The sequence below is a fragment of the Rhodoferax sp. LS1P39 genome, assembly GCF_056521425.1.
The window spans coordinates 1-1,057 of the sequence record NZ_JBWMAV010000034.1 but is presented as its reverse complement, the minus strand read 5'-3'; the positions used below and the strand labels follow the sequence as shown (position 1 = coordinate 1,057).

General features: G+C 59.0%; 1 protein-coding gene. It reads left to right on the top strand.

Features of this window, described 5'->3' with window-relative positions:
* Positions 1 to 89: 89 nt before the first annotated feature.
* Positions 90 to 1,052: an IS1595 family transposase gene (locus AC097O_RS24170; protein WP_479595477.1), complete on the top strand. Its 963-nt coding sequence runs from the start codon at positions 90 to 92 to the stop codon at positions 1,050 to 1,052.
* Positions 1,053 to 1,057: the final 5 nt, after the last annotated feature.

The following is a 1,057-nucleotide window of genomic DNA, read 5'->3' as shown; positions in this document are numbered from 1 at the left end:
CCTGATTAGCTACCTGCCTCAGACCTACTTGCAATTTAGACTGGATGCGTAAATACTGTGTTTATTAACAGTTATTTGCGAAGTGCCCCATGTCCATGAACCGCATCCAGTTCCAGCCCGGCCTGTCCATGCGCGATTTCCAAAGTCGCTACGGCACCGAGGCGCAGTGCGAAAGCGCTGTGTTCGCCTCGCGTTGGCCCAAGGGCTGGCGCTGTGCGCATTGCGGGTGTTCCCGCTCGTTTCAAACCCGTAACGGCACAGGGCGCCAACTGTGGGAGTGCTTGATCTGCGGCTACCAGTCCTCCAGCATCGTGGGCACGGTGTTTGAGCACACCAAGCTACCTCTGACCACCTGGTTCCTGGCCTTGTACCTACTGACACAGAGCAAGAACTCCATCAGCGCTTTGGAGCTCATGCGCCAGCTCGGGGTGACCTACAAGACCGCTTGGTTGGTTAAACACAAGCTGCTGGAGACGATGCGTCTGCGAGAGGAGCCTCGGCGTCTGGATGGACGTGTAGAGATTGATGATGCGTATCTGGGCGGCGAGCGGGCGGGCCATATCCATGGGGGCAGGGGCGGGTTGAACAAAACCGCCTTTGTGGCGGCGGTGCAAACCACACCGGACGGCAAGCCCCTGTTCATGCGTTTGCGCCCGATCGCAGGATTTACCAAGCAGGCGCTTAAAGAATGGGCACTGAACAGCCTGGTGCCAACGGCGCATGTGGTCTCCGACGGCACCGCCTGTTTCTCGCAGGTGACCCACATGGGGGCCACCCATGAGCGCTACGTCACCGGCAGCGGCAGACGTGCGGCCCAAATGCCGGCTTTCAAATGGGTCAATACGGTGTTGGGCAACGTGAAGACGGCCCTGAGCGGGACATACCATTCGGTGGACTATGCCAAGTACGCGGGGCGCTATCTGGCCGAGTTTGCTTACCGCTTTAACCGTCGATTTGACTTGGCGGCTATGCTGCCGCGTTTGCTGCGCGCCGCCTGTCTCACCCAGCCGCAGCCTTTGAAGTTTCTTCGTTGGTCTGAGGCAGGTAGCTAATCAGG

Excerpts from the sequence above, each read along its gene's own strand:
- AC097O_RS24170 (WP_479595477.1), top strand. The coding sequence starts at position 90 with ATGTCCATGAACCGCATCCAGTTCCAGCCCGGCCTGTCCATGCGCGAT.